Consider the following 23,217-nt stretch of genomic DNA (forward strand, 5'->3'; position numbering starts at 1 on the left):
CCCGGCCACAAGTCACCGGGTATCTAGATCCTCGAAGATCAGGAACGTCTGTGTGTCCAGGACGCCGGGCATGGACTGCAGCTGGTCGAAGATGACCCGTCGTAGACCTTGGTTGTCCTCGGCCCGCACGAGGAGGATCACGTCAAAGTCGCCACCCACCAAGGCAATGTGGGCCACCTCGGGAATGGCGCGCAGTTCCTCACGCAGTTCCCGCCAAACATGCTGGCTGACCTTCAACGTCACGTAAGCGCTAGATTTCAGCCCTGCCTTGATCGGGTCAACCAACGCCGTGAACTTTGTCAGCACACCCGTGGAGGTGAGGCGTGAAATTCGTGCGTAGGCATGCGCCCGGGAGATGTGCACGTTCTCGGCCACGACGCTGACGGACATCCGGCCATCGCGGGTGAGCTCGGCAAGGATCCTCCGGTCAACGTCGTCCAGTTGGACAGGGGTGTTCGGTGACATGGTCCTCCTTGACCTTATGTCTTCCAGACTAAGGACAATGAGCGCAAAGTTCCATAGTTTCCTCCATCTAGGGCGACAATCCTCCAGCAATCGCATACTTAAGGCAGCGGAACATCTTTGCTTGTTGCGCTAGTAAGGAACGAGCGTTCAATGACGAACCATCCGGAATTTATGGACTACCCCGGCAACGCCCTATTGAAGGCAGGGCAACAGGGCCAGTACCTGCTGCCCTCCAGCACCCCGGTCCAGCTCATGGCACCGGATGGCACAAGCTCCCCGGGTGGGAAGTACAAGGAAAACTACGCCCTGCCCGATCTGCCGACCCTATTAAAGGGTTACGGGGAAATGCTGCAGGGCCGGCGGATCAACGAACAGTCCGGTGCGTTGGTGCGACAGGGGCGGATGGCGGTGTATCCGTCGTCGTTCGGTCAGGAGGCCTGCCAAGTCGCGGCCTACATGAGCTTGCGGCCCAGCGATTGGCTGTTCGCCACCTACCGGGACACCGTGGCCATCATGGGCCGCGGCGTGGCCCCGATGGAAGCGTTTGAGTCACTGCGCGGGGATTGGCACAGTGGCTTCGACCCGCACCAGTACAACACCGCGCTCCCCACCACGCCGCTATCCACGCAGTTGCTGCACGCCGTGGGGGTGGCACATGCTGCCAAGTTGCGGGGCGAGGACACCGTGGTGCTGGCCCTGTGTGGTGACGGCGCCACCAGCGAGGGGGACTTCCACGAGGCTTTGAACTTTGCCGCGGTGTTCCACGTTCCGGTGGTCTTCCTGATCCAAAATAATCAGTACGCCATCTCCGTCCCGCTCATCCACCAGTCGGTGGCGCCCTCGCTGGCCCACAAGGCCATCGGCTACGGCATGCCCGGCGAGCGCGTCGATGGTAACGATCTCGCCGCGTTGTTGGCGGTGCTTGGGAGTTCCGTGGACCGGGCGCGTAACGGTGGCGGGCCCGCCCTGGTGGAGGCGCACACATACCGGATGGAGTCCCACACCAACGCCGATGATTCAACCCGCTACCGAAATGCCGCCGAGGTGGCCCAGTGGGTGCCCAAGGATCCGCTGCTGCGGTTGGAGAAATACCTGCACGACGCCGGACACCTCACCGCCGCCGACACCGAGGCTTTCACCGTGGCTGCGGACACCGTTGCCAAGGCCCTTCGGGATGGGTTGAACTCCCAGACGACGCCCGATCCGCTGGACATGTTCCGTTATGTCTACAGCGAACCCACACCGCAACTGCACGAGCAAAGCCGGATGCTGGCGGCTGAACTTGCCGCAGCCCAGGGCGCACCGGAAGGGAAACGGTCATGACCGCCACACCCGTGATGGCCGCACCCGCATTGTCCGGGGTGCAAAACCTGACGTTCGCCAAGGCCCTGACCCTTGCCATGGCCGATGCCATGGCGGCCGACTCCGCCGTCGTGGTGTTCGGGGAGGACGTGGGCACGCTCGGCGGGGTGTTCCGGGTGACGGATGGGCTGACGGCGCGCTTCGGGGAGGAGCGATGCTTTGACACACCCTTGGCCGAATCCGGCATTGTCGGCATGGCCACAGGCATGGCGATCAACGGCATGCGCCCGGTGGTGGAGATGCAGTTCGACGCCTTTGCCTACCCGGCCTTCGAACAGATCGCCAGCCACGTGGCCAAGATGGGCAACCGCACCCGCGGGCGCATCCGCCTGCCGCTGGTCATTCGCATCCCGTACGCCGGCGGCATCGGCGGGGTTGAGCACCACTGTGATTCCTCGGAAGGCTACTACGTCCACACCCCGGGCCTGACAGTCCTCACGCCGTCGAACGTTCAGGACGCCTACGTCATGCTGCGCGACGCCATCGCCTCACCGGACCCTGTGGTGTTCATGGAGCCGAAGAAGCTGTACTTTTCCAAGAGCATGGTTGACCTTGATGCCCTGCGCGCTCGGTACACGCCGGCCGCCGAACGCGGCGGGGCCAACGCGGTTCCGTCCAGCATCGGCCGTGCCGCGATCATTCGCGAGGGCACCGACGCGACGCTCATCGCCTACGGTCCGTCCGTTGCGCCGGCGCTCGCGGCCGCTGAAACCGCCGCCGCCGAGGGCCGCTCCCTGCAGGTGGTTGATGTGCGCTCCCTCGTCCCGTTCGACGACGAGACCATCTGTGCCGCCGTCCGCTCCACCGGGCGGGCCGTGGTGATTGCCGAAGCGCCTGGCTTCGCATCCATGGCGTCGGAGATTGCCGCACGCGTCCAAGAACGTTGCTTCCATTCGCTCGCGGCACCCGTGCTTCGGGTGACCGGCTTCGACATCCCGTACCCTGCACCAAAACTTGAGAAACACTATCTACCGGGCGTGGACCGGATCCTGGACGCCGTGGACCGGCTCCAATGGGAGGAATCATGAGCGTGCAAACAACCGGGCAGGTCTTCCTGCTTCCGGATCTGGGCGAAGGACTGGTCGAGGCCGAGCTCGTCACGTGGCTCGTGGCCGTGGGAGACACGGTGCACATCGACCAGCCCATCGCCGAAGTTGAAACGGCTAAATCCGTCGTCGAGGTGCCCTCGCCGTTCGAAGGTATCGTCGCCACCTTGCACGGTGCCGAGGGCGACACACTGGAAGTGGGGAAGCCGCTGATCACGGTTGACGCTCCAGCGACGGTACCGACGGCGTCCTCGGGTTCCGGGAATGTGCTCATTGGCTATGGGACCAGCGATGCTGGCGGTCCCGGACGGAGTCGGCCCGCCGTGCGCGTGGCTGCGACAACGGCGCCGCTGGTCGTTTCGCCGCTGGTGCGGAAACTGGCTCAGGATCATGGGATTGCGCTCGCGGACATCAGTGGCTCGGGCAGCGACGGATTGATCCTGCGATCGGATGTTGAGGCGGCCATAGTTGAACCGGCCAAGAACGCCAGCCCGAGCCAAGAGGCGGTGTCCGGCGTCGTCGATCAACGAACAGGGCTTGCGGTGGTGTCACGAACACCCCTGACCGGCGTCAAAAAGGCGGCGGCCGCGGCACTGGTGCGCAGCCGGCGCGAAATTCCGGACGCCACAGTGTGGGTGGATGTGGACGCCACAGCCTTGTTGGAGTTGCGGCACGGGTTGAAGGCGAAAGGTGCCGCACCAGGTGTACTGGCCTTCCTTGCGCGATTTGTGGCAGCCGGGTTAGTCAGGTTCCCGGAGCTGAACATGCAGCTCGCAGCTGGAGACGGGCAGGACGAGCTCGTTGAGTTTGGCGGCATCAACCTGGGTTTTGCCACCCAGACCGAGCGTGGGTTGGTGGTGCCCGTGCTCCGAAACGCGCAGGGTCGCAGTGCCAGGGAGCTGGATGAGGCCATCCGCGAGCTGACGGAACGGGCACTCGGCGGCAAGGCGGCTCCGGCGCAGCTGGGCGGTGGTACATTCACCATCAACAACTATGGGGTGTTGGGTGTGGACGGATCGGCCGCCATCATCAACTATCCCGAGGCGGCCATGCTGGGATTGGGACGAATCATGGACAAGCCATGGGTGGTGGACGGGGAACTGTGTGTGCGGAAAATGACGGAGCTGACGCTCGCCTTCGATCACCGCGTGTGCGACGGCGCCGTGGCGGCAGGCTTCCTGCGCTTCGTCGCGGACGCCATGGAAAACCCGGCCAGCATCCTCGCTGATCTCTAGTGTCGGCCAGCTGGCAGGATCTCGGCGGTGGTTGTTTTGTGCTGCCCAGCAGTGCCGCCAGGGCGCTGGTCAACATCGGATTAGTGGTGGGCGCGGAGCGGGCCCTTGTTGTCGACACCGGGTGCGGTCCCCGTCATGCCGCCGAGATCCTGACGGCCGTGCGTGAAGTCACTGGTCTACCGCTTCTCCCGCTGGTGGCCGTCAACACCCACGCGCACTGGGATCACTTCTTTGGAAACGCAACGTTCAAGGCTGCCGGGGTCACCGAGTTTTGGGCACACGCCGCCGCGGCCCTGGCCATGGCGGAGACAGGGGAGTGGCAGCGGCAGTTTGTCGCCGGCCACGAACCCGAGATGGCCGAAGGCATCGCTCCCCAGGCGGAAATTGTGGCGCCAACTCATCACATGACGGATGAAACCGTGGTGCTGGATCTTGGCGGTGTTGAGGTGAAGCTGTTCACGCTCGGTCGCGGACATAGCAGCGGGGATCTCATGGTCGGTGCGCCCGGCGTCTTGTTTGCCGGAGACGTTTTGGAGGAAGGTGCAGAGCCCGACTACGAGGACGCCTACCCTGGCGAATGGGTTGCCGTGCTGCACCGTCTTGCCACCATGGGCGGAACTTATCCGGTGATGGTGCCCGGTCACGGACGTCCGGTGGATGCCGCATTCGCAGCAACGATGGCCACGGTAGTGGCTGCCTCAATGCTGCCTCAAGGGAGGGGTGGACGGGTCTAGAGTTGGGCCAGTGAGTAAAACAGCTGACCCCGGAGACTTCAATCTGTGGTCCATCGCCGTTCCGGCGTTTGGGCCATCCTTGCTGTTTGGCATTGGTGAGGGCGCCATCTTGCCCGTTATCCCGCTCAGTGCCCGTGACATGGGGTCCTCCTTGGCCGGCGCCGCCTTGGTGGTTTCACTGATCGGCATTGGATCCCTGATTAGCAACATTCCGGCGTCAATCTTTACCGCCAAATTTGGCGAACGCCTCGGCATGCTGGGAGCGTCGGCCTTGAGTCTCGTGGCCATGCTGATCTGCGTGTATGCCCACAACCTCTTGATATTCGGGGCCGGGGTGTTCCTGATCGGCGTCGCCTCCGCAGTGTTCCATCTGGCCCGCCAGAGCTACCTCACCGAAGCAGTGCCGCCGCTGATGCGGGCCCGGGCCATGTCCACGCTGGGCGGGGTAGGGCGAATCGGACTGTTTGCCGGGCCCTTCATCGGGGCGCTGGTGATTCATTTGGCGGGGCTTCCCGGCGCGTACTGGGTGGCGGCGATCGCCGTTGCCGGCGCCGGGGTTGTGGCCTGGTGGCTGCCGGATCTGGTCAGCGCAGACGGCGCCACATCCGTGGGCCCCAAAGCCACTGTTTCATCATTGTTGGCCACTCACCGGAAGGTGTTTTTGACCGTGGGGATGGGCGTGCTGCTGGTCAGTTCGGTCCGTTCCTCACGCCAGGTGGTGGTGCCGCTGTGGGCCGACAACCTTGGGCTCAACCCGGCCGTGACATCCTTGATCTACGGACTCTCCGGCGCCATCGACATGCTGGTGTTTTATCCGGCAGGCAAGGTCATGGACAAGAAGGGCCGGATTGCGGTGGCCGTCCCCTCCATGGTGCTCATGGGCGTTGCACTTCTTCTCATGCCGCTCACCACCGGCGCCGTCTCGCTGCTGCTGGTGGCGCTGCTCATCGGCTTCGGCAATGGCATTGGTTCTGGATTGATCATGACGTTGGGAGCCGATTACTCACCGCGCAACGGCCGGGCCCAATTCTTGGGTATCTGGCGGTTCATGGCGGACACCGGCGGCTCGAGCGGGCCAGCGATTCTTGCCGGGCTGACGGCCGCCGTAACGCTTCCGTTCGGCATCGCCGCTACCGGTTTGCTGGGCCTTGGTGCTGCGGCAATGTTGGGATATTCGATCCCCCGCAACAAGCCTGTAGAGCGCTAGTGAGCTAGCGCTAGCTCCGGCGTCGTATCGGCAGGGTCAGCAACAGCGTGCTGGCAAACGTCAGGCCGTAACCAACCATGACTATTTGGCCCACGCCCACGAGGAAAAAGCTCGTAGTGCTGACGGCTTCGGCGCCCGTGACCTGGCGGTAGACCAGGGCGGCAGACGCCCCGGCCAGCACGGCGAGAATCCCAGGCAGGAAGGTCCACCAGCGAGCCGAGGCCCAGTGCTCGTTTGCGCCGAGCCATACGTTCCACTTGGGCCCGCTGCGCATGATCACCAATGCTGCCAAGGCGGTCCAGAAGGCCACAACGAAGAAGGCGGCAACGACGTCGGCCGGGCGGTGCCACTGGTTGATGAGCGTGGAGATGCCGGCCATGATGGCGTAGCTGCCACCCACCATTGCTGCGGCGGGGCGCCACCGCGGGGACACCACAAGGAATACGGCGGCCGCGGCGCTGGCGGCGAGCGTGCTGTGTCCGGACGGCAGCGAGTTTAGCGTGAGGGTGTTCACGCCAAGGTCGGGGCGGTCCGGCAAGAGGGCCTTGATGAGTTGGGTTGAGAGGTTCGCTGCGGCCATGGCGGCGATGGCGATGCCGGCTGCTTTCCAGCGGCGCCGGGCCAGGGTGACAAATAAAACCACCAGCGTTGCGAGGACCACGGAGGTTGCCGGCAGCAGATCGAGCACCTGTGCGGTTTGCGTACCGATCCGTTCGCGGGCCACGACGGCCTCCACCAACGCGGATTCGTCAATGAACTGGCCCGTCGTGGTTTCGACGAAGAATCGGTAGCTCAAGACCAAGGCGGCCAGACTTATGAGCGCCGCGACCAGGAATGGCCAGGCTGCAAGGCGCGCGCCAACACGGCCCGGGAGGCCTGAACGGTGGGATGCGGCGTGGTTAGTCATCGATTCTAGGTTCCCACAGATTCATGGGAGCTTGCTGACCTTGGGGCTACAGTGAAGACATGTTTTCACTCCCCCCGCTCGATGCCCTTCTCTCCGCAGCCCACGTAGTCTCCCTGCCGATGCGCGTGAAGTTCCGGGGTGTGGAGACCCGCGAGGTCATGGTTTTCGAAGGCCCCGCCGGGTGGGGTGAGTTTGGTCCGTTCCTTGAGTACGACGACGAAGAGTCCTCCCGCTGGTTGGCCTCGGCACTGGAGGCTGGCTGGCTTGGGCACCCCGAACCGGTGCGCGACTGGGTTCCGGTGAACGCGACGGTTCCGGCAGTTTCCGCGAACCAGGTGCCCGCCGTGCTGGATGCTTTTGACGCTGTGGACACCGTGAAGATCAAGGTTGCCGAGGCCGGCCAGTCCATGTCCGAGGACGCGGCGCGGGTGGGCGCGGTGCGGCATCTGCTGCCCGACGCCAAGATTCGGGTGGACGCCAATGGTGGCTGGGGTGTGGATCAGGCTATCTCGGCCCTGCGCATGCTGAGCGTGTTTGGGCTGGAATATGCCGAGCAGCCAGTTGCAACCATCGCCGAGATGGCGGCCGTGCGGAAGGCGCTTTCGGGATCGGTCCTGATCGCCGCCGATGAAAGCGTGCGCAAGGCCACCGACCCGCTCGCCGTGGCCCGTGCCGGAGCAGCAGATCTGATCATCGTCAAAGCCGCGCCACTTGGCGGAGTTCGGCGTGCACTGGAGATCGTCGCGGAAGCTGGCCTGCCCGCCGTCGTCAGTTCCGCCCTGGATTCCTCGGTGGGCATCAGTACCGGTCTGGCACTCGCGGCCGCCCTGCCGGAACTGCCGTTCGCTTGCGGCCTGGGCACGGTGTCGCTCATGGCCGCAGATGTTGCCTCCCCGAGCCTCGTGGCCGTGGCCGGTGGCATGGATGTGCGCAGCGTTGTGGCCGATCCGGATCTTTTGGCACAGTTCGCCGCACCCGCCGAGCGCCGTGACTGGTGGCTTGACCGCCTCCGCCGCTGCTACGCCCTGCTCTAACGCGAGGGGTGGATAGAGTAGGAGCGTGACTTTACTTAGCTCCATGGATGCTGCCCGCTACGTTGTCGACGCCCTGGAACGCGCAGGGATTGGCCATGTGGTCGTGGCACCTGGCTCCCGCAGCGCCCCGCTTGTCTACGCCCTGGCCGAGGCGGAAGCCGATGGCAGGTTGAGCGTCCATGTGCGCGTGGACGAACGAGTTGCCGGTTTTACGGCACTGGGCCTGGCCCTGGGCTCGGGTGTGCCAGCAGCCGTTGTCACCACCTCGGGAACGGCCGTGGGCAATCTGCTTCCGGCCGTGATGGAGGCAAACCACAGCGGAACCCCGTTGTTGGTCTTGTCCGCGGACCGGCCCGAGGAACTGCGTGGCACGGGCGCCAACCAGACAACGCACCAGCTGGATCTCTTCGGCGACCACGTGCGTTTCGCCACGGATGTCCCTGCCGGGGTGGACCCCAGCAGCGCCATCGCTACAGCCATGAGCGCGGCACGTGGTCGCCTTGATGGCATCTCCGCCGGTCCGGTGCAGGTCAACCTTGCCTTCCGAGACCCTTTGACGCCTGCTTTGGACGGCTCCGAATGGGAACGGCTCCTGCCGACAGTTGACGCACCGAAGGTGCCTGATTTGCCAGAGTTCGCGGACAGTGATTCCGACGGCGGCGCAATCGAGCGCGGCGACGTGGCCGGAGCCCTTCCCCTTCCATCGGGCGGTGTTCCGGAGCCCTTGGCGTCGAGCAGCCACAGGACTGTGGTTGTGGCCGGACATGGGGCCGGTGCGGACGCCGAATACTTTGCGCGAATGCTGGGACTTCCCTTGTTGGCAGAGCCCTCCTCCAATGCCCGGTTTGGCCCCAATGCCGTTGGCCCCTACCGCCTGCTGTTGGACAAGTTCGGTCCGGACAGCGCCTTGCCGATTGAGCGCGTGGTGCTTTTTGGTCGGCCAACGTTGTCCCGGCAGATCAGCGGACTGCTGGCCAATGCCGAACTTGAACGGGCGCTCTTCTTGCCCAAACCGGTGTCGTGGTTTGAGGCCGGGCATCGCACGGAGCTGATCCTGACCCAGTGGGACCAGTTGGTGGGTTTTGCCGGACAGGGCCCCGCGGGGTGGTTGGCCGCATGGCAGGAGGCGGCGGCCGGTGCCGAGACCGCGCTGGAGACCGTCCTTGAAGGCGCGGTGAGCAACGGTGGGGGACTGAGTGGACCGGACGTTGCCCGGCAGCTCTGGGCCCGGGCGCAACAGGAATCCGGCAGTAATCTCATGCTCGGGTCTTCAAACCCCGTCCGTGACGTTGACCTGGCAGGAAGGCCCACGCCGGAAAACAAGGTCACGACCTTCGCGAACCGAGGTCTTGCCGGCATCGACGGAACCATTGCCACGGCAACCGGCATCGCTCTCGCCACGGGTGCGGCAACCCGGGTGCTGCTTGGCGATGTGACGTTCTTGCACGATTCCGGGGCGCTGAATATCGGGCCAACCGAGCAAATGCCCAACCTTCAGGTCATCGTCCTCAACGATGGCGGCGGCGGCATCTTCAGCGTCTTGGAACACGGGACGCTCGCGCAGGCACCCAACTATGCGTCCGCCGTCGAACGCTTCTTTGGCACACCGCACACTGTGGATCTGGCCGCGCTGGCCGTTGCATACGGCTGGGGCCACACTCTGGTGCGGACCGCAGCCGAGCTTACCGATGCGCTGGCCGCATCCGTGGTGGGGCGGCACATCATCGAGGTGGCGGCGAGCCGTGACGGCCTGCGTGAGCTGCACCTGAGTATCAGCGCCGCCATAGCCACCCACTAGACGGCACTCGTAGTCTTGGTACAGCAGGAGTACAGCCCGCGCATAAGAATCCTTGATGGAGTGAATGCTATGACAAACTCACCGCATCCCGACCACGACCGAGGCCTCGAATTTGATCTGGGGACCCTGTTCACCCGGCGACATGCGCTGGGGCTAATGGTTGGCGCAGGGGTCGTTGCCAGCTTGGCGGCCTGCACCCCAGCCGTCCATGAAGCCACGGCCACCACTACCGCCGCGAGTACCGCGGCTGCCACTCCGACAACCACGAGTACGGCCGAAGCTACGGCCCAGGTGACGCGCGCCCTTGCCGAATGCACAGCCGCTACCGCCGACACCCCGGAGGAGACGGGCGGGCCCTATCCCGCCGATGGTTCCAATGGACCCGATGTCCTTACTGCCTCAGGCGTGGTCCGTCAGGATATCACTGCCAGTTTTGGCGCCTCTGCCACCAAGGCTGAGGGCGTTCCGCTGACAGTCACGTTGACGCTTTTGGACAATGCGCAGGGCTGCAAACCGCTCGCGGGGGCCGCCGTTTACGTGTGGCACGCCACCAGGGACGGCAAGTATTCGCTGTATGACCAGGGCTTGGAAAACGAGAACTTCCTGCGCGGCGTTCAGGAGGCCGATGCCAATGGTCAGCTCACCTTCACCACCATTTTCCCGGGTGCCTACAACGGCCGCTGGCCGCACATCCACTTTGAAGTATTTGAGAGCATGTCCAATGCCACCTCGGCCGGTCAGATCCTGCGCACGTCCCAGATTGCCATGACGGAGGCCTCCTGCAATGAGGTGTACGCGTCAACAGGGTATGAAACCAGCCAGCAGAATTTTCCCAACACCCCGCTTGCCGGTGACATGGTTTTTGGGGACGACGGCGGCATCCACCAATTGGCGTCGACCTCCGGTTCCGTGGCGGCCGGGTACACCGCAGCTTTGAACGTCATCATCTAACGCAAAAAACCGGGTCTCGCTAGGCTCGACCATGGATGGTCGAGCCTAGCGAGACCCGGTCATTTTCAGACGGTCCTAAAGGACCCTGCTGAGGAATTCCTTGGTGCGGTGATGCTGGGGATTGGCGATGATGTCGCGCGGGTTTCCGCTTTCCACCACGACGCCGCCATCCATGAATGTCAGGGTGTCGCCTACCTCGCGGGCAAAGCCAATCTCGTGGGTCACCACAATCATGGTCATGCCTGACTTGGCCAGGTTCTTCATGACTTCAAGGACGTCGCCCACCAGCTCCGGGTCAAGGGCTGAGGTGGGCTCATCGAAGAGCATCAACTCCGGCTCCATGGCCAGGGCGCGGGCAATGGCAACGCGCTGCTGCTGGCCGCCGGAAAGCTGCGAGGGGTAGAAATCGGCGCGGTCGGAAAGGCCCACCATTTCCAGCAGTTCGCGGGCCTTCAATTTGGCGGCAGCCTTGGACTGGCGCTTCACCTGGGTGGGTGCCTCGATGATGTTCTGCAGGGCTGTCTTGTGCGGGAACAGGTTGAAGCGCTGAAACACCATGCCGATTTCACGGCGCTGGGCCGCGATCTGTTTCGTGTTCATGTCATGCAACTTGCCGTTGACGTCCTTGAACCCAATCAGATCGTCGTGGACGTAGATACGTCCGGCGCTGATGGATTCGAGTAGGTTGATGCAGCGCAGGAGCGTTGACTTGCCGGAACCGGAAGGGCCAATGATGACCGAAACTTCACCCGGCTTGACCGTCATGTCGATGCCCTTGAGCACGTGGTGTTCACCAAAGAACTTGTGAACACCCTGAATCTCCACGAGCGGCTTGGGAGCAGCGTGTGTTGAGGTGGTGTCAGTCATTACTTGCCACCTTCCGTAGTTTCATCGATGCCGTCAACTGGCTTGGCGTGGGCAGCTGCCGCGGCGGCTGTGGCCTTAACGGGAGCCTTCATGACGTTGTCCACGCCCTTGCCGAAGTGCTTTTCAACGTAGAACTGGCCAACCATCAACACCGAGGTGATCACCAGATACCAGAACGCCGCAACCATCAACAGCGGAATCGGCAGGAAGGTCCGGCTCGCCAAGGCATTGGTCACGAACGTCAGGTCCAAGGTAAACGGTACGGCCAACACCAGCGAGGTGGTTTTGAGCATGCCGATGGTTTCATTGCCTGTGGGAGGAATGATCACGCGCATGGCCTGGGGCAGGATGATCCGCCACATGACCTTTGAGCGGCGCATGCCAAGGGCCTCGGCAGCCTCCATCTGACCGTTATCCACGGACTTCAGGCCTGCACGGAAAATCTCCGCCAAGTACGCTGATTCGTTGAGACCAAGGCCCACAATGGCGGCCACCGTTGCGTTGATCACCGTGGCGGTGTCCCAAGAAAAGAGTTCGGGGCCAAAAGGCACCCCAACGATGATCTTGGGATAAAGGGCACCAATAGATCCCCAAAACAGCAACTGCGTGTACACCGGGGTGCCGCGGAAGAACCAGACCCAGACCCAGGAAACGTACCGGAACAGCGGGTTGTCTGATTGTCGCATGAAGGCCAACAGGATCGCCAAAACAATGGCAATGACCATGGAAGTCACCGTCAGGATGAGCGTCCAGCCAACGCCTTGAATAACCAAGACGTCAAGGACATAAGCCCTGAAGGTTCCCCAATAGAACTTCTCATTGGTGGTCATGGACTGGATCGCCAGGATGACCACTAACAGAATGAATGCGGCACCGACCCACCGCCACGGGTGCCGGACGGGAACTGCGTCGATCAGCTCCACATCCGAACCGCCGCCGCTAGAAGGCCGACGTGAGGTTAGGCGGCTCAAGGGTTAGCCAGCCGTCGGGTTCAGGACGGCGGCCTTCAAGGCGCCATCCTGGTTGTTCCAGGTGGTCAGGATCTTGTCGTAGCTGCCATCTTCGATGAGCTTGTTCATGACCTTTTCAATGACTGCTGCGAAGGCGGCATCAGTCTTGGCAATAGCGATGCCCTGCTCGGCAGAGTCGTAGGTGTCGCCCAAGGTTTCCAGCTGGTCGTTGGTCTTGGCCAAGGCGTTGTTGATGATGGGAGTATCGGCGCTCATGGCGTCAATGGTGCCGCCCACCAGGCGTGTGGTGACTTCGGTCTGGTTCTTCAAGGAAACAATCTCGATGGCCGGCTTGCCATCAGCGACGCACTTTGCGGAGCGATCCTTCACATCTGGATCTTCCTCAACCGTGCCCGTCTGAACGCCGATCTTCTTGCCGCAGAGATCGTCCATGCTGATGCCCTTGGGGTTACCCTTCTGGACGGCCCACAGAACGCCGGCGTTGAAGTAGCTCACAAAGTTCACGGCCTTTGAACGCTCAGGGTTGATCGTGAAGGAAGAGATGCCCAGATCGTAAACGGTGCCGATCTTGGGGATGATGGAGGAGAAGTCAGCCGTGTGAACAACGGCCTTCTTGCCCAGCGTCGCCGCGATTGCCTTGGCAATGTCCACGTCGTAGCCGATCGGAGTCTGGCCGTCCTTGTCCAGGAATTCAGCGGGCTCGTAAGAAGTGTCCGAACCAATTTCAAGGGTTGCTTTGTCCTTCAGGGCTGCCGGCAACAGAGCAATCAGCGCGTCATCCTTAGCAACCGTGGTCGGGTCAAAAGCGGCAGCCTTCGAAGCAGCTCCGCTGCTATCGGTGTCGCCGTCCTGGGATGCGGTGGTGCAGCCGGTCAGGGCCAGTGCTGCGACGGCCGCGACTGCGGCCAGGCGAATGGTCAGCTTGGGTGAGATTTGCATGATATCCCTTTGTTTCTCGAGGCACTTGGTCCGTGGGGCACTGTCTATTGAAAACTAGTGTATCTCGCGGTGATTTGCATCACGGTAAACTACATTTGATTATTGAACAACTTACCAGTTTGTCTGGCAAGGGCTTTCTTGGGGTGCCTGTCCGGGATTCCGGACTGTCAAGAACAGCTCAGGGATGGTTGGGCAGGTTCAAGGCTTGAAGCATGGGCCGGAACTTGGCCCATGTTTCGGCCAGCTCGGCAGCCGGATCGGAAGCTTGAACAATGCCGGCCCCGGCATACAGGCGTACATGGTGCGCATCCTCGAGCATGGCTCCACGCAGGGCAATGCCCCATTCGCCGTTGCCGGCGCCATCCAGCCAGCCAACCGGCCCGGCGTAGGGGCCGCGGTCCATCTTCTCCAGTTCGAGGATGAGCGCCCCAGCATCCTCGCGGGGCGTTCCGCAGACCGCGGCTGTGGGATGCAGGGCCTCAACAAGGGCCAAAGACGTGGGCAGATGGCCGTTGGAGCTGGCCAGTTCAGCCGTGACATCGGATGCCAGATGCCACACATTGGGGAGCTCCAAAATGAACGGCTCGGCCGGGAAAGACAGGTCGGTGGCAAAGGGTGCCAGCTGACGGGTAAGCGATCGAACGGCAAAGTCATGTTCCTGACGTTGCTTGGCGGAGCCACCCAAAACGGCGGCGGCAAAGCCTGTGGAACCTGCAGGTTCATCCTCGCGGTCAAGGGTCCCGGCCAATACTCGGGCCTGGGCGGTGGAACCGTCCACCTTGATCAGAATTTCCGGCGTCGCACCCACCAGCCCGCGCACGGCGTAGGTCCAGCATTCATCGTAAAGACTGGCTAATCGTTGCAGAATTGAAACTCGCTGCACGGGTTCCGGGAATGTTGCCACAACATCCCGGGCCAAAACCACCTTATCCAGCCCGCCGCGCACAATTGCCTCCACGCCAGCGGCAACCGTTTCCTTCCACTGTGCCTCGGTCAGGGCGCCCGAACGCACGGTGCCCGTGGAGGGGGTGTCCGGCGTCGAACGTTCAGGAGAAGTTGCGGCCTCCCGCAACAGTTCCTCCCGCAACAGTGCAAGGGCGGATTCCGGGGTGGGGACCGTGCCATCAAGGTTCAGTTGGGTGAGCCAGACCATGCCGCCGGAGAATCCCACCACCAGGGCCGGAACGATCAGCAGTGATTCGAAGGCGCTGGTTTTGGAGAACGCGAAGGAGCCAAAGGCCATGGCGCCGGTGCCGGGCATGCGCACGGAATCGTCAACGGCGGCGAGGACCAACAGCTCTTTCCACCACTGTTCGGCGTCGGCGAATCGGGAAGGTCCGGTGCCGGTAAAGGAAGCGATCTCACCAAAGCCAAGCAAGCCTTCGCCACGGCGCAGCCAGCACAAGGGGTCCGAGGCGGAGGTTCCGTTCAAGAGACTGGCCGGTCCGGTGACGCCGAGTTCACCCAGCGTGGCCGGGTCCAAGGCCGTGGTCAGGGTGCGCAGCGGATGGGTGCCTAAGGAAGCAGTCATGATGATTCAAGATTACTCGCCCGGAACAGAAACCTGCTCCGGGGACGGTGTGGCGCGGTACCGCCCGGTGTGATGGCCCACAAGGACCGCCCTGCAATGGCCGAAAATGCGCGAACCGGAGCAAAGTTTGAGACACTAAAGGGGTGAATCGTGCATCCTTGGATAAGCGTCCGGAAGAAATGGCAGCCATGTTTGACGACGTGGCCCCGAACTACGACATTGTGAACGACATTCTGTCCATGGGTCAGACCCGTCGGTGGCGCCGCATTGTTGTTGACGCCGTTGGCGCACGAGCCGGCCAGCGCGTCCTGGATTTGGCGGCCGGTACAGGCACCTCCAGCGAACCCTACGCCGATGCAGGCGTGCACGTTGTGGCATGCGATTTCTCCGTTGGCATGCTCAAGGTCGGCAAGCGCCGCCGCCCCGACATTGACTTTGTCGCAGGGGATGCCACCAACCTGCCGTTCGCGGACAATTCCTTTGACGCCTCCACGATCTCCTTTGGGCTGCGCAACGTTGTCGATCCCAAGAAGGCCCTGCGCGAGATGCTGCGTGTGACAAAGCCCGGTGGCACGCTGGTGGTGGCCGAGTTCTCACACCCCACTTTCGCCCCGTTCCGAACCGTTTACACCGAATACCTGATGCGCGCACTGCCGCCGATCGCCAAGAAGGTTGCCTCCAACCCGGCCGCTTACGTGTATCTGGCCGAGTCCATCCGGGCGTGGCCCAACCAGGACAATTTGTCCGCTTGGCTCACCGAGGCAGGCTGGGAATCGGTGCAATACCGGAACCTCAGCGGCGGCATTGTTGCCGTTCACCGCGCCACCAAACCCCGCACAGCATGAAGGTACTTGTTGTAGGCGCCGGCCCCGCCGGATCCACCGCCGCTTATCATTTGGCCTCGGCAGGGCTTGAGGTCACCGTGCTGGAAAAAACCCGCTTCCCGCGCGAAAAAGTTTGTGGCGACGGGCTCACTCCTCGCGCCGTGCGTGAAATGCAGCTCATGGGTCTGCCGCACGATCCCGCCGAAGGCTGGCGCCGCAACAAGGGCCTGCGCCTGATTGCCGGTGGCCGCCAGATCGAGGTCCCGTGGCCCGAACTCAGCAACTTCCCTAACTACGGGCTCATTCGCACCCGCCTAGGCTTTGATGAATCACTGGCCGCCCACGCCCGGAGTGCCGGCGCCGTGATCCTAGAGGGCCACTCGGTCTCCACGGTTCTCACGGACGACGCCGGAACTGTCGTGGGTGCCCGGGCGTCGCTTTTGGATGACGCAGGTAGGAAGACGGGCGAAAGCGCGGACTTCTTCGCCGACATTGTCCTGGCCGCAGACGGAAATTCCACCCGCACGGCCGTCTCGCACGGCTTTGCCAAGCGCGATGACCGTCCCATGGGCGTTGCCTACCGCACCTACTTCACCTCACCGCGCCACGACGAAGAGTGGATGGAGGGCTGGCTGGAGCTGGCCTCCCCGGATGGCAAGGTGCTCCCCGGCTACGGTTGGGTGTTCGGCGTCGGCGACGGCACGGCCAACGTTGGCCTGGGAATCCTGAACTCCTCCAAGGAATTTGGCAAGCTGGATTACCGCCAAGTCTTGCGCGATTGGACGGCAGGCATGCCCGCCGAGTGGGGGTTCACCCCCGAAAACCAGGTTGGCCCCATCCGCGGGGCCGCGCTTCCCATGGGCTTCAACAGAACCCCGCATTACTCCGATGGCCTGATGCTGTTGGGCGATTCCGGCGGCATGGTGAGCCCCTTCAATGGGGAAGGTATTTCCTACGCCATGGAATCGGGCCGGTATGCGGCGGACTTCATCGTCCGGGCCGCCGGAACCAACTCCTCGTTGGCGGCCAACCATGCGCTCTCGGGCTATTCCGACTTCATCCGCGATCAATGGGGGAGTCACTTTACCCTTGGCCGGGCCTTCGCGTCCTTGATTGGCAAGCCCGGCATTATGAAACTGGCATTGCGCACGGGTATGCCCATGCCGATTCTGATGCGCTTTGTGGTTCGCCTCATGGCCAATCTCACGGACACAGGTGAACGTGGTTTTGAGGATAGAGTGATTCATCTACTGGAAAAGTTGGTCCCGGCCACCAGTAACCAGGAGACTACCCGCACGTCCAAGCAAGAATCCCTACCAATAGTTAGTGTTAAGCAGTGACTACTTCCGCGAACCAAAGCTGGACCCATGCCGGTCAAGGGCGCCCTGAACAGCACGATCCGAACCCCAGCACCATGGCCATTGCCACGGGGCTGCAACTGCCGGCAGGTTTTTCCGCCGTCGCAGAGGATCCTGATCTTGGCCCCTCCATCGCCCTGGGGATGGCGAAGGTTGAGAAAGTTTTGCGGGAGGCCATAGCGCACTCCGATCCGCTGGCGGACGCCACGAGCCGCCACCTTGTGGAAGCCGGAGGCAAGCGCATCCGCCCTCTGCTGGCGCTCCTTGCAGCCCACCTCGGGGATCCGGAACGGCAGGAAGTGGTGCAGGCCGCCGTCGTCGTCGAACTGACGCACCTGGCCACCCTCTACCACGACGACGTCATGGACTCCGCGCCCTACCGCCGCGGAGCACCCACGGCTCATGAAGTATGGGGCAACACCGTCGCCATCCTCACGGGCGATCTGATCTTCGCCCGCGCCTCGATCCTGGTTTCGCAGCTTGGTGGCAGGGCCCTGGAAATCCAGGCACGCACCTTTGAGCGCCTCTGCCTTGGTCAGTTGCATGAGACTGTCGGTCCGCGCGAGGACGAAGACCCCATTGAGCACTACTTGTCTGTCATCGCTGACAAGACGGCATCTCTGGTGGCCGCATCCGGACAGCTCGGCGCGATCTTTGCCGGCGTCCCGGAGGAATTGCAAAACGTCATGCTTGAATACGGCGAAAAGGTGGGCGTTGCCTTCCAGCTGGCCGATGACGTCATCGATGTGACAGGCATGAAGAAGGTTTCCGGTAAGTCCCCTGGCACGGATCTGCGTGAAGGCATCCCCACCCTGCCCGTGCTGTTGCTGCGCAAGGCTGTGGCCGCCGGTGATGCGGATGCAAGCGCCGTCCTGGCACTTGTTGACGGTGACCTGTCCAGCGACGAGGCCTTGGCCGAAGCCGTGGACGCTCTGCGTGGACACCAGGTCACGCTTGACTCGTGGGCCGTGGCACGCGAGTGGTCAGACTCCGCAATTGCGGCACTGGCGCCCATGCCCGAAGGCATCGTCAAGAGCGCGCTCATGAACTTTGCCGAAGCAGTGGTTTCCCGCGACGTCTAGTTCCTGAACCTCTAGGTTCTAACTCCTCGCTGCGGGAGATTGAGTTGCGGGAGATTGAAGGGGCTCGTGCGCTCCTCGCTGTCATTCCAGTGCATTGGTGCATTACGACGGCGGGCCTCGGCTTCGGCGGCCGTGGCCAGCCCGGCGTCGTCGACCGTGAGTAGCATGCCGCTGTGCTGGAGATTGAAGAAGCGGATGGCAATCCGGCGCCCATTCACGTTCCATACCCAGGCCTGGATGATGGGGTCGTGCCAAGGGTTGACGCCTTCACCGTAAATGGTGGTGAAATGCTGGCGGAAATCCTCAAAGCCCTGCCGGGTCGAGGGATTGTCGGTGTCCATGGCTGTGTAGAGCTGCATGCTGACGCCCAAGAAGCGGCCGTTGAAGGAGTTCCACGATGACGAGATCTCACCAGGCTGCTTGGTGGACAGCGCGTAGTGGTTCAACGGAGAGGCCGGCACGGCGTCATCCCAGCTGGCGCCCGAGGTGAACCCCAGCCGCTGGAACAAGGCCTTTCTGTCCGCTTCGGATCGGGGCCAGATGCCCTCGACCAGTTTTTCGACCAGCCCCACAACCACGGCCGGGTCCGGAATCAATGCGCTTGTCGGCTCCTGTGCGTCCATAACGCAACGCTACCTCCAGCGGATGAATATTCCCATAGCTGGAGGGGGCCAGTTCGGCCGCGGTTAGTCCTCTTCGGTGAAAACCCATTCCAGCATGTCAAACACAAACTCGCTGAACGTTCCTTCTTCATTGACCCACTCGCCCGTGGCATTGTTGCGGCGCCACACAATGGGATCCGGAACCTCGGCCTGGTCGGTGAGGATGCCCCAGGTGTAGGCCTCGTCCTCGTCCTCGAGAAACAGCAGGTAGCCGTCTTCGACTTCGAGTTCTTCCGGATCCCAGAAGTAGTAGTAGGCCTCCATGATGTCTTCACAGTTGCCCAAGGCGTGCAGGAACTCGCGCAACGCCAGTGGGACGGTGATCTTCAATTCCGTAAAGACTGCGTCCAGGTCAGCCCATTCGATTCCGTCGGCTTCCTGCCACGGTTCCTCCAGATACAGGGGCACCAGGCCGCGGAACTTCTCTACGAACATGTCAGACATTCAAATCTCCGAAAATTGGCGTGTACAACTCTGCGTTCAATTCTAGCTGCGGACGGCCCTGCGCGGTGTCCAGCTGCGGGCAGCCAGCGGACCGTGCCAACCGAAGTGCAGGCTCAGCATGCGCAGCATGAAAACGACCACGGCGGCGGCGCTTCCGGTTGCAAGGTTCAACCACCCCAGATGCCACAGTCCCGTGGCCAAAGCTGCCCCGATGAAGGCCGGGATGGCGTACAGATCCTTCGGGTCAAAGACGCTCGGCACCTCGTTGGCCGTAATGTCGCGCAGGATGCCGCCACCCACCGCGGTAGTGACGCCCAGCAGGATTCCGGCTACGGGGTTCATCCCCGCAGCAAGGGCCTTGAGCGTACCGGTGACGCAAAACAAGGCCAGCCCACCGGCGTCGAACGTGAACAACAGCCAACCGCTGCGCTGAACATTCTTGACCGTGAAATAGACCAGTGCGGAGGCCGCAAGGGATGGGACTAGGTAGATTGGGTGGCTGTATGCTGCTGGCGGTCCTTGATGGAGAATCACGTCCCGGATTACGCCGCCGCCAAGGCCGGCCATGGAGCCAAGCAGGACAGACCCGATCAGGTCAAAACCCTTGCGGGCGGCGAGCAGGCTGCCGGAGACGGCGAAGAAAAAGACGCCTAAAAGGTCAAGTAAGAGGGGTACGTCAACGGTCATGGATTCCATCTTTGCATCGACGTTGGGCAAGTATCTGCTTCCGATGGCCGTTTGTGGCTACGCTGGGCACTATGAACGCCTCAACGCCGTTGATCCACGTGCACGACTTCCACATGCACTTTGGCCAAAAGAAGGTCATTGAAGGACTGTCTTTTGATGTGGAACGCGGTGAGACGTTCGGTTTTCTGGGCAGCAACGGAAGTGGAAAAACGACGACGATCCGGGCTTTGCTGGGCATCTACCGTCCCACAGCGGGGACTTTGGAGATCAACGGCAAGGTGTTCAACGACGACTTTGGCTCGCGGCTCGGCTACCTGCCGGAGGAGCGCGGGTTGTACAAAAAAGAGTCTGTGCGCGATGTCATGGCCTACTTTGGCCGGCTCAAGGGGCTGTCCCGTGCAGATGCGCTGAACTTTTCCCAGCAGTATCTGAAGCGGGTGGACCTGACAGATAAGGCAAATGTGCGGGTCGACAAGCTTTCGGGCGGTGAGCAGCAAAAAATTCAGCTGGGCGTGACCATCATGAATGAACCCGAACTGCTGATCCTTGATGAACCAACCAAGGGATTCGATCCGGTCAACCGGCGCCTCCTGATGGACATCATCGAGGAACGCAAAGATGCCGGGGCAACTGTCATGATGGTCACCCACCAGATGGAGGAGGTGGAGCGGCTGTGCGATCGGATCATCCTGCTTAAAGACGGGAAAGCCCACGCCTACGGCACCATCGATGAGGTCCAAAAACAGTTTGGCGGCCGGACTATTAGGGTCAAATATGCCGGCAGCCTCCCCGATTCGCCGCACTACAAAATCACCAAGTTGGAGAACAACTACGCGGAGTTGTCCGTCGCGGATGCTGTCGATGAGGCTCAGGTGTTGAAGGAACTTGTCATGGCCGGGGTGGCTGTCCGTGGCTTCGAGGCCACCAGGCGCAGCCTCGATGACATCTTCATTCAGGTCTACGGCGAGGATGCAGCCGGTCCATCCCGTTCAGCCGCAGGGAAGGTGGCCTGAGATGGCACGGCACAACCTAGGTACCGTGGTGCATTTTGAATTCACCAGAACCGTAAAGAAGCGTCGCTTCTGGGTAGCGACACTGGCCATCCCGGTGTTGCTGGGGATCGTCTTTGCCCTGATTTTTGCTAGCAGCACCTCCACGCAGTCCCTCACCGATGCCCAAAAAGACCAGACGCTCGAATTCACCTACTCGGACGCATCGAAGCTGATCGACCCTGCCCTAGCCAAAGCCATGGGCGGCGAGGTCGAAGAGAACTCAAGCACCGCCGCGGACCGGGTCAGGGCCGGCAGCCTCCATGCGTACTTTGCCTTTCCCGCCAATCTGTTAGCTGAGCCGGTCTTGGTCTTCGGCACTGACCAAGGAATATTCAAGAACGGCAGCTACGACGCCGTCGCCAAGCAGCTGGTGGTTCTCTCGGCGCAAAAAGAGGTGGGGTCGCCCGAACTGGCGGCTGCGGTACAAGGTAACTTCAGCACGGATCTGCAAACCTTCAAGGACGGTGAACCGTCCGGGGGCCTGGCAACTGTGGTGCCGCCGCTGCTTTTCCTGGTGTTGTTTTACGTTGTGATCATCCTGCTGGCCAACCAAATGCTGGCCTCAACGCTGGAGGAGAAGGAAAACCGGGTCACCGAGATGATCCTGACAACCCTAAATCCCACAACGCTGGTGGTGGGAAAAATCATCTCCCTCTTCCTCGTGGGTGCTGTCCAATCCGTGGTTTTTGCTGCCCCCATGGTGCTGGGATATGTGTTCTTCCGCGATCAATTGGCCATGCCTGATTTCGACATCTCCGAGCTGCAATTCCAATTTCTCCCCATGGTGGTGGGTGCGCTGCTCTTCATCGGCGGCTTTATTCTGTTCACCGGAGTCCTGGTGGGCATCGGCGCGGTCATGCCCACAGCAAGGGACGCCAGTGCCGTATTTGCGCCGGTCATGATCATGATGTTCATACCCTTTTACATCGTGACCATGGTGGTCAGTGACCCTGGTGCCATGATTGTTCAAATCTTCACGTTCTTCCCGTTTACGGCCCCCATCACAGCCATGCTGCGCAACGCCTTCGGATCGCTCAACGGCGTCTCGGCGGCCATTGTGATTGCCGAACTGTTCATCTTTGGGATCCTGGCCCTGCGCCTTGCCGTGCAATTGTTCCGCTACGGATCGATCGAATACTCACGCAAGCTGTCGCTGCGCACGGCCTTCGCACGGAAAAAGTGAACCGCAAGCACCGTCGACCCACCCGGGTTGTGCCGTAGATTGGCAGCAGAAAAGCACCGCGAAAGGACACAAACCCATGGGGCAAGAAAAAGTCATGATTGCCTGCTCCCACGGCACCAACAACGCCGAGGGTCAGGAATGCATCAACCAGCTCAGAGCGGACATTGCCGCCCTGCGCCCAGGACTTTCCGTGCTGGAAGCTTATGTTGACGTGCAGGAACCGGCCCTTCCGGACGTGGTGGCCGGGCTGGCTCCCGGCGTCCAAGCCGTGGTTGTCCCGCTGCTGCTGACGGTGGGGTTCCACGTGCAGGTTGACATTGCCCAGGCTGTTGCAAGCCGGCCAAACACCTTCGCGGCGGAACCGCTGGGCCCGGATCCGCGGCTGGCGAAGCTGCTCGATGAGCGGGTGGGGGAGTTGCCCGCCGATTGGGGCATTGTGCTGGCCGCCGCGGGATCGTCACGGCCCGAGGCTGCCGAGCAGATTGAAGTGTTGGCCGCGGATCTGGCTGTCCGCCGCCCGCAACGTGTCCTTGCTGCCTATGGGGCCAGTGCCCGGCCATCGGTGCCCGAGGCCGTGGAGGCGCTGCGAGCAAACGGCGCAGCGGGGGTGGCCATTGCCTCCTACCTGCTGGCCCCGGGCTACTTTCATGACCAACTGGCAAAGGCTGGCGCAGAACTAGTTGCCGCGCCCCTGTTGCCCTCCATCCTGCTGGCCGAGCTGGCGCTGGAGCATTTTGACCGGGCCGTTTCCGCCGGTGCTGTTGCTGCTGGGGGCAATGCCGACTGAGCCCATTAGCGGCGGGCAACTCAAGCACACCCGGGGGTCAAATGGGGTGTATGACGAAATGTTGCCCAAGGTGAAGCCGCGTTTCATTTGT

At 62.2% G+C, this 23,217-nt stretch carries 23 protein-coding genes; 14 read left to right on the plus strand and 9 right to left on the minus strand.

Annotation, left to right across the window (positions count from 1 at the left end):
• Nucleotides 1-12: 12 nt before the first annotated feature.
• Nucleotides 13-465, minus strand: coding sequence for an Lrp/AsnC family transcriptional regulator (locus ACP7B9_RS00280; RefSeq protein WP_425859716.1), 453 nt, complete (start codon nt 463-465; stop codon nt 13-15).
• A gap of 171 nt (nt 466-636) precedes the next feature.
• Here ACP7B9_RS00280 and ACP7B9_RS00285 point away from each other — a divergent pair, with 171 nt between their 5' ends.
• The 5 genes from ACP7B9_RS00285 to ACP7B9_RS00305 are packed head-to-tail and all read left to right on the plus strand — an operon-like array spanning nt 637 to nt 6,049.
• Complete coding sequence (locus tag ACP7B9_RS00285) at nt 637-1,788, plus strand: thiamine pyrophosphate-dependent enzyme (protein WP_425860706.1); 1,152 nt, start codon at nt 637-639, stop codon at nt 1,786-1,788.
• A complete protein-coding gene (locus ACP7B9_RS00290) occupies nt 1,785-2,855 on the plus strand; it encodes an alpha-ketoacid dehydrogenase subunit beta (RefSeq protein WP_425859718.1) in 1,071 nt (356 codons plus the stop codon). Before ACP7B9_RS00285 ends, ACP7B9_RS00290 begins: the two co-directional genes overlap by 4 nt.
• Nucleotides 2,852-4,108, plus strand: a complete 1,257-nt coding sequence (locus tag ACP7B9_RS00295) for a dihydrolipoamide acetyltransferase family protein (protein WP_425859720.1) — start codon at nt 2,852-2,854, stop codon at nt 4,106-4,108. The genes ACP7B9_RS00290 and ACP7B9_RS00295 overlap by 4 nt, the downstream gene beginning before the upstream one ends.
• A gap of 38 nt (nt 4,109-4,146) precedes the next feature.
• Nucleotides 4,147-4,842 carry an MBL fold metallo-hydrolase gene (locus ACP7B9_RS00300; RefSeq protein WP_425859722.1) on the plus strand — a complete coding sequence of 232 codons (696 nt, stop codon included), beginning with the start codon at nt 4,147-4,149 and terminating at the stop codon, nt 4,840-4,842.
• A 10-nt stretch (nt 4,843-4,852) separates the two neighbouring features.
• Nucleotides 4,853-6,049, plus strand: a complete 1,197-nt coding sequence (locus ACP7B9_RS00305) for an MFS transporter (RefSeq protein ID WP_425859724.1) — start codon at nt 4,853-4,855, stop codon at nt 6,047-6,049.
• Nucleotides 6,050-6,059: 10 nt separating this feature from the next.
• On the opposite strand, the gene ACP7B9_RS00310 is transcribed toward ACP7B9_RS00305, so the two are convergent.
• Nucleotides 6,060-6,956 (minus strand): phosphatase PAP2 family protein, encoded by an 897-nt coding sequence (locus ACP7B9_RS00310; protein ID WP_425859726.1) that lies wholly within the window; start codon nt 6,954-6,956, stop codon nt 6,060-6,062.
• A gap of 59 nt (nt 6,957-7,015) precedes the next feature.
• Between ACP7B9_RS00310 and ACP7B9_RS00315 the strand changes: the two genes are divergently transcribed.
• From ACP7B9_RS00315 to ACP7B9_RS00325, 3 genes are all read left to right on the plus strand, one after another.
• Complete coding sequence (locus tag ACP7B9_RS00315; protein WP_425859728.1) at nt 7,016-7,990, plus strand: o-succinylbenzoate synthase; 975 nt, start codon at nt 7,016-7,018, stop codon at nt 7,988-7,990.
• A gap of 43 nt (nt 7,991-8,033) precedes the next feature.
• Entirely contained in the window at nt 8,034-9,788 is a 1,755-nt protein-coding gene (gene menD, locus ACP7B9_RS00320; protein WP_425860708.1) for a 2-succinyl-5-enolpyruvyl-6-hydroxy-3-cyclohexene-1-carboxylic-acid synthase, read from the plus strand.
• 69 nt (nt 9,789-9,857) lie between these two features.
• Nucleotides 9,858-10,739, plus strand: a complete 882-nt coding sequence (locus ACP7B9_RS00325; protein ID WP_425859730.1) for an intradiol ring-cleavage dioxygenase — start codon at nt 9,858-9,860, stop codon at nt 10,737-10,739.
• Between the two features lie 75 nt (nt 10,740-10,814).
• Here the strand turns inward: ACP7B9_RS00325 and ACP7B9_RS00330 are convergent, their stop codons facing one another.
• From ACP7B9_RS00330 to ACP7B9_RS00345, 4 genes are all read right to left on the minus strand, one after another.
• Nucleotides 10,815-11,606 (minus strand): amino acid ABC transporter ATP-binding protein, encoded by a 792-nt coding sequence (locus tag ACP7B9_RS00330; RefSeq protein WP_425859732.1) that lies wholly within the window; start codon nt 11,604-11,606, stop codon nt 10,815-10,817.
• Nucleotides 11,606-12,577, minus strand: coding sequence for an amino acid ABC transporter permease (locus ACP7B9_RS00335; protein ID WP_425859734.1), 972 nt, complete (start codon nt 12,575-12,577; stop codon nt 11,606-11,608). The genes ACP7B9_RS00330 and ACP7B9_RS00335 overlap by 1 nt, the downstream gene beginning before the upstream one ends.
• Nucleotides 12,578-12,580: 3 nt before the next feature.
• Nucleotides 12,581-13,516 (minus strand): ABC transporter substrate-binding protein, encoded by a 936-nt coding sequence (locus tag ACP7B9_RS00340; RefSeq protein ID WP_425859735.1) that lies wholly within the window; start codon nt 13,514-13,516, stop codon nt 12,581-12,583.
• Nucleotides 13,517-13,694: 178 nt separating this feature from the next.
• Nucleotides 13,695-15,047 carry an isochorismate synthase gene (locus ACP7B9_RS00345; protein WP_425859737.1) on the minus strand — a complete coding sequence of 451 codons (1,353 nt, stop codon included), beginning with the start codon at nt 15,045-15,047 and terminating at the stop codon, nt 13,695-13,697.
• 143 nt (nt 15,048-15,190) lie between these two features.
• Here ACP7B9_RS00345 and ACP7B9_RS00350 point away from each other — a divergent pair, with 143 nt between their 5' ends.
• From ACP7B9_RS00350 to ACP7B9_RS00360, 3 genes are read left to right on the plus strand one after another with little or no spacing between them, the layout of a single operon-like run.
• Entirely contained in the window at nt 15,191-15,892 is a 702-nt protein-coding gene (locus ACP7B9_RS00350; RefSeq protein WP_425859739.1) for a demethylmenaquinone methyltransferase, read from the plus strand.
• Nucleotides 15,889-17,211, plus strand: coding sequence for a geranylgeranyl reductase family protein (locus ACP7B9_RS00355; protein ID WP_425859740.1), 1,323 nt, complete (start codon nt 15,889-15,891; stop codon nt 17,209-17,211). Before ACP7B9_RS00350 ends, ACP7B9_RS00355 begins: the two co-directional genes overlap by 4 nt.
• Nucleotides 17,208-18,311, plus strand: coding sequence for a polyprenyl synthetase family protein (locus ACP7B9_RS00360; protein ID WP_425859741.1), 1,104 nt, complete (start codon nt 17,208-17,210; stop codon nt 18,309-18,311). The genes ACP7B9_RS00355 and ACP7B9_RS00360 overlap by 4 nt, the downstream gene beginning before the upstream one ends.
• Nucleotides 18,312-18,322: 11 nt before the next feature.
• Here the strand turns inward: ACP7B9_RS00360 and ACP7B9_RS00365 are convergent, their stop codons facing one another.
• The 3 genes from ACP7B9_RS00365 to ACP7B9_RS00375 form a co-directional block, all read right to left on the minus strand.
• On the minus strand, nt 18,323-18,934 hold the full coding sequence (locus tag ACP7B9_RS00365) for a hypothetical protein (RefSeq protein ID WP_425859743.1): 612 nt from the start codon (nt 18,932-18,934) through the stop codon (nt 18,323-18,325).
• A 63-nt stretch (nt 18,935-18,997) separates the two neighbouring features.
• Nucleotides 18,998-19,417 (minus strand): hypothetical protein, encoded by a 420-nt coding sequence (locus tag ACP7B9_RS00370; RefSeq protein ID WP_425859745.1) that lies wholly within the window; start codon nt 19,415-19,417, stop codon nt 18,998-19,000.
• 42 nt (nt 19,418-19,459) lie between these two features.
• The gene (locus tag ACP7B9_RS00375) at nt 19,460-20,104 is read right to left on the minus strand and encodes a trimeric intracellular cation channel family protein (protein ID WP_425859746.1); all 645 of its coding nucleotides are present in this window, start codon (nt 20,102-20,104) and stop codon (nt 19,460-19,462) included.
• 71 nt (nt 20,105-20,175) lie between these two features.
• Here ACP7B9_RS00375 and ACP7B9_RS00380 point away from each other — a divergent pair, with 71 nt between their 5' ends.
• The 3 genes from ACP7B9_RS00380 to ACP7B9_RS00390 all read left to right on the plus strand — a co-directional run bounded on the left by ACP7B9_RS00380 (nt 20,176) and on the right by ACP7B9_RS00390 (nt 23,126).
• Nucleotides 20,176-21,117 (plus strand): ABC transporter ATP-binding protein, encoded by a 942-nt coding sequence (locus ACP7B9_RS00380; protein WP_425859747.1) that lies wholly within the window; start codon nt 20,176-20,178, stop codon nt 21,115-21,117.
• 1 nt (nt 21,118) lies between these two features.
• Nucleotides 21,119-22,339, plus strand: a complete 1,221-nt coding sequence (locus ACP7B9_RS00385; protein WP_425859748.1) for an ABC transporter permease — start codon at nt 21,119-21,121, stop codon at nt 22,337-22,339.
• Between the two features lie 76 nt (nt 22,340-22,415).
• Nucleotides 22,416-23,126 carry a sirohydrochlorin chelatase gene (locus tag ACP7B9_RS00390; protein WP_425859750.1) on the plus strand — a complete coding sequence of 237 codons (711 nt, stop codon included), beginning with the start codon at nt 22,416-22,418 and terminating at the stop codon, nt 23,124-23,126.
• The last annotated feature ends 91 nt before the right edge of the window (nt 23,127-23,217 follow it).

Source organism: Arthrobacter sp. TWP1-1, assembly GCF_049897845.1.
Taxonomy (GTDB): domain Bacteria; phylum Actinomycetota; class Actinomycetes; order Actinomycetales; family Micrococcaceae; genus Specibacter.

Bases quoted from the DNA above. Each gene is read 5' to 3' on its own strand.
- ACP7B9_RS00390 (WP_425859750.1), top strand. From the start codon at position 22,416: ATGGGGCAAGAAAAAGTCATGATTGCCTGCTCCCACGGCACCAACAAC.
- ACP7B9_RS00355 (WP_425859740.1), top strand. From the start codon at position 15,889: ATGAAGGTACTTGTTGTAGGCGCCGGCCCCGCCGGATCCACCGCCGCT.
- ACP7B9_RS00345 (WP_425859737.1), bottom strand. From the start codon at position 15,047: ATGACTGCTTCCTTAGGCACCCATCCGCTGCGCACCCTGACCACGGCC.
- ACP7B9_RS00295 (WP_425859720.1), top strand. From the start codon at position 2,852: ATGAGCGTGCAAACAACCGGGCAGGTCTTCCTGCTTCCGGATCTGGGC.
- ACP7B9_RS00285 (WP_425860706.1), top strand. From the start codon at position 637: ATGGACTACCCCGGCAACGCCCTATTGAAGGCAGGGCAACAGGGCCAG.
- menD (WP_425860708.1), top strand. From the start codon at position 8,034: ATGGATGCTGCCCGCTACGTTGTCGACGCCCTGGAACGCGCAGGGATT.
- ACP7B9_RS00365 (WP_425859743.1), bottom strand. From the start codon at position 18,934: ATGGACGCACAGGAGCCGACAAGCGCATTGATTCCGGACCCGGCCGTG.
- ACP7B9_RS00280 (WP_425859716.1), bottom strand. From the start codon at position 465: ATGTCACCGAACACCCCTGTCCAACTGGACGACGTTGACCGGAGGATC.
- ACP7B9_RS00370 (WP_425859745.1), bottom strand. From the start codon at position 19,417: ATGTCTGACATGTTCGTAGAGAAGTTCCGCGGCCTGGTGCCCCTGTAT.
- ACP7B9_RS00380 (WP_425859747.1), top strand. From the start codon at position 20,176: ATGAACGCCTCAACGCCGTTGATCCACGTGCACGACTTCCACATGCAC.
- ACP7B9_RS00375 (WP_425859746.1), bottom strand. From the start codon at position 20,104: ATGACCGTTGACGTACCCCTCTTACTTGACCTTTTAGGCGTCTTTTTC.
- ACP7B9_RS00315 (WP_425859728.1), top strand. From the start codon at position 7,016: ATGTTTTCACTCCCCCCGCTCGATGCCCTTCTCTCCGCAGCCCACGTA.
- ACP7B9_RS00325 (WP_425859730.1), top strand. From the start codon at position 9,858: ATGACAAACTCACCGCATCCCGACCACGACCGAGGCCTCGAATTTGAT.
- ACP7B9_RS00340 (WP_425859735.1), bottom strand. From the start codon at position 13,516: ATGCAAATCTCACCCAAGCTGACCATTCGCCTGGCCGCAGTCGCGGCC.
- ACP7B9_RS00385 (WP_425859748.1), top strand. From the start codon at position 21,119: ATGGCACGGCACAACCTAGGTACCGTGGTGCATTTTGAATTCACCAGA.
- ACP7B9_RS00290 (WP_425859718.1), top strand. From the start codon at position 1,785: ATGACCGCCACACCCGTGATGGCCGCACCCGCATTGTCCGGGGTGCAA.
- ACP7B9_RS00310 (WP_425859726.1), bottom strand. From the start codon at position 6,956: ATGACTAACCACGCCGCATCCCACCGTTCAGGCCTCCCGGGCCGTGTT.
- ACP7B9_RS00330 (WP_425859732.1), bottom strand. From the start codon at position 11,606: ATGACTGACACCACCTCAACACACGCTGCTCCCAAGCCGCTCGTGGAG.